This is a genomic window from Paenibacillus terrae (assembly GCF_005217525.1).
GTDB lineage: Bacteria > Bacillota > Bacilli > Paenibacillales > Paenibacillaceae > Paenibacillus > Paenibacillus terrae_C.
Genome location: NZ_PNXQ01000005.1, coordinates 288521 through 292586, shown reverse-complemented (window position 1 = coordinate 292586; position 4066 = coordinate 288521). Strand labels below are relative to the sequence as shown.

2 protein-coding genes are annotated in these 4066 nt (G+C 43.1%); both read left to right on the top strand.

Annotated elements, in window-relative coordinates:
• Positions 1-221: 221 nt before the first annotated feature.
• Positions 222-3164 carry a contractile injection system protein, VgrG/Pvc8 family gene (locus C1I60_RS04545; protein ID WP_252361558.1) on the top strand — a complete coding sequence of 981 codons (2943 nt, stop codon included), beginning with the start codon at positions 222-224 and terminating at the stop codon, positions 3162-3164.
• 108 nt (positions 3165-3272) lie between these two features.
• Positions 3273-4064 (top strand): hypothetical protein, encoded by a 792-nt coding sequence (locus C1I60_RS04540; RefSeq protein WP_137060679.1) that lies wholly within the window; start codon positions 3273-3275, stop codon positions 4062-4064.
• The last annotated feature ends 2 nt before the right edge of the window (positions 4065-4066 follow it).

The window sequence follows — 4066 nt, the reverse complement described above, 5'->3', positions numbered from 1 at the left end:
TCTGTAAACTAAATCTCTCTTTTAACCGATAAATACATATGCTGGACTGTTATTTAAATATCACCTCTCGTACCTTAATACCAAACAAACTCAGCGATACATATGAGTCTTGACTCAAAGTTGTATTCATCCATTTCTTCTATTCGTCAGACTCGAATTAAACATGCTGCACTTTACTTTTGTAATCAGCCATCACATCTAGAAAGGAGTCATGAACTCACTTGAGCCTATTATCAGATGGGATCGGGTATGAAAGCCTACGCTTTTATGGTCCCTTTCAGCCGCAACACATCGATCAACTTCAAATCACACGTACCATCAATGATCATACCTTTTTACATATCAATGGTATGCTCTCAGAAGAACAAGGAGCCGCATGTATCGGTCAAAATATGGAGCAAGAGCCGATTGTGATTCGTCAGTTGGATGATCAGGGACAATCGCTGAGAAGACTGTTCCACGGGATCGTTACGCAAATGTCTGTGAATTGCACACGTGGAGTATACACCTTTGAATTGGAGGCTGCTTCCCATTCCTATCAAATGGATATCAAGCTAAAAAAACGTTCCTATCAGGATATTCACCGTACCTATGATGATCTGGTCACCTCGATGGTTCGAAAGTATGAGTATGGAGACGCCATTGATACCGTAACTAATTATGCCAAACTGGATACTTTTGTTTTACAATATGAGGAGACCGATTGGGCTTTTTTAAAGCGTCTTGCTTCCCGTTTTGGCTCCGTACTTGTGCCAGAGGTAACCGCAGCCTCGCCCAAGGTTTTCTTCGGGATGCCAGAAGGCAAGCAGCTTAAAGTGGAGCGGGATGTATTTTATCGAGTGCGAAAAACGTTTCATGAGTTGGATGCGCAAAAGCCAGGAGAACGTGCCGGATCGTATGTCACCTATATGATCGAAAGCCTACAATACTATGCACTGGGTGACCTCATCACGTTACCCATCGGACAAGGCAAAGAACTGGTCGTGGTTCGGGCAGTAACAACATTAGCAGATGGCTTACTGCGTACTCGTTATGATCTCCAAGCCGAACAGAATATTCGCTATGCCCGGTATGAAAACGATCAGGCTACCGGGATTTCGCTGACTGGAACAGTGCTGAAGGTACAGCAGGATTTTGTGCAGCTTCAACTGGACATCGACCCAAAGCAAGATCCTGCCAAAGCCTGCTGGTTTCCCGTAGCCACCCGTTATGTCGCGGAAGAACATAGTGGCTGGTACGATATGCCTGAGATCGGGGAACAGGTCGAACTATATCTGCCAACAAATCGCGAGCAGGATGCCTATGTGACAGATTCGCTACGACAACAACGCCACGCAAATGGGCAGCCGAATGTGAAGGTATGGCAACATGTGCAAGGTAGCGGCGTAGAAATGTCTGAGCAAGAACTGACCCTTTCCACCTCGGATGGATTTTCAATTACACTAAATGAAGATGGTGGCATTACCGTTAACAGTCCAGGGAATGTGCAGATTCAGGGTGGTCACGTGAAGCTCGATGCAGGTGAGGAACTTTCACTCGAAGCTGGTACGGCGCTGTATCTGAAAGGCGGAGAAAGTAGCATGGTGCTGGATGGCGAGACGGATACCAAAGCCCCGGTGATTGATCAGGAAGGCACGGTTAAGGCTCCCGTTTTCGTGGCTGACCTCCCTCCTGTACCTGAACCGCCGTTAATGAGCATAAAAGCATATGAAGCAGCTCAATCAGCAGCTAAGGATTCATCTAGCAGTCAAGCCTCTACCCCTAAAGCAAAAATCACCAGTCCCACAGAACTTAAACAGGCGAATGCCTTGATGGGGACAGTATCCAAGCTATTAGGCTCTATTCCGGTGATGGGAAAAGTAGCTAGTGTAATGTTAAATACGGTGGGTGGGCCAGCAGGTAAAGTGGCAGCAACGGTGTTGCAAGCAACCGCAGCCATCCCCATTCGGAGCAAAGGAACTCCTACGATTGGAGGAAGCGGTAAAGGAAGCGGAGTTCATCCGTTGAAATATTTGGCTGGTTTAGCCCTTGAGGGACTGATTAGTGAGTATGAGCATGAGCGAGCCAAACAAGCCTACTATAGCAAGTGGATTTTAGGTAAAGTGTATACAAGTGCGCGTCATGTGGCTGATTCCGGTGGCCCACTGGAGCTGGTTCAGAACTTGCTGAAAGAGTCGAATGCTATCGCTCATGCCTATCAGCAGATTCCTATGGAATTGAGACAACGCTGGAGAGCAAATTATGACAGCTACATGGCACAACAACCGAAACCACAAGTTGAGGAGCCTAAATCTTGGTGGGAAGGGATGCTTGAACAAAGTGCAAAAAATGACATGGCGGCTTCACAAGCAAAAATGGAAGCATCTCAACTTCAAGGTGAAGTCATATGGGATGCTGCCCAGGGAGCTAGTGAAAGCATTAAGGTAGACATGTCGATGGATTTGTATAAGCAACAAGATTATCATCCCAAACATCCGATAGCAGGCAAAGTGGGCGAAGTTGTAGGACATGTTGTGAGTACCGTAACGGGAACGGGGGAAATGATCGTTGGGGGCGTCGGAGAGTTCGGCGGTCTGATCTTAGACGGAACCGTTGTATTGAGTCCAGCAGGTGTGCTGGTGCAAGTCGCATCTGCTGGTGCTATGTATCATGGGGGGAAATCTGCCTATACTGGGGCATCTAACACAGGAAAAAGCTCTGCAGAGCTTTGGCAAATGATCAAAGATGATGGCAAAAATGGTTCCACTCCTCCTAAGCCGAGCAAACCCAAGGAGAAACCACCCAATACTCAAGCAACAGATAATCCTTCTCCAGAAAAATTGTTAGGTATTAAACATGCCAACATGAAAAATCCAAGAGATGCACTTAACGAAAAGATTGCGCTAGATGAAAGAATATTAAAGAAAACGCAGAAACCTGAACGTAGGCATCTTACTAAAGAAGAAAAGAAAACAGCCAATCAACACCTTGATGATCTTGCAGCTCGTAAGAATGGGGATGCAGATGCTGCGAAAAGGTTATCGGAATTTAGAGATCATCCCCGTGACGATGGTTGGAATAGTTTAGATCTCTTAGAGGGGAATACAGGGGCATCTAATAAAATGAGGCTACTTTATAAAGAAGAAAATGGTGTTATAGATTGGAAAATTATTCAGAATCATTAAAATGTAAGGACGAATTATAAAGTAAGTGAATCATTTAGGCTAACCGACCAAAAGAATATAACCAAATATTAAGATGATTTTTAATCTAAACGTGAGAGGAAGAAATGTATGGTTGAGAAAATTATACAGCTAATAACAAACGCTACTTTAGATGAAGATGATAGTGTTATAGTAGCTGCTCTGAAGTTATTAAAGAATGATTGCAATTTAGAAGAATTAGAAGGTGACTACTTTGCTCAACTTGTTAGTATGTTTCCTTTGGTTAAAGAACAGAGTACAAAGGCACTTTTAATCGAAACAATTGTGGAATCTCCAGAATTTGTTAGTGACGATACGATACTGGACGAATATGTGAAGCTTATATCAGAAGGTGCCACTAACGTTCAGGAAGCTGCAAGATGTCTAGGTGGATTTATCGCCTCCGGCTCTACAAACAATCAGATATTCTTACAATTGGCCAATAAATTAAATACTAGATTTGCCGTTGAAATACTAGTTTCAATGGGACGTTCTAACTGGGGGGAAATCCCTCATTACCTAGAATCATTTGCTCAAGAGGTTCAAATAGCACAAAGAATAAGATATCGTTCAGGAATAATTGCAGCCTTTTTATTAATTGTTCATCCTTTGTGTTCAGAATATGCTCATATTAGTTCGTTATCTTTTGGATATCCATTTACTGAAGCGGCTGTGAATGATTGGGCGTGGGTAACTCCAAAAAACACAGAAAATATAGTACAAAAGAAAATAGTGACTTCAAGGGAAGCTGATGTATTAGTGAAATTAGGGGGCTTATTACGATATAATACGAAATTAAATTCAAACGAAACTGCAAAGCTTTACACCGAATTTTTTGAAGATAAAAATCCATTTGATGTTATTTACACTTTACCAAAATAAAA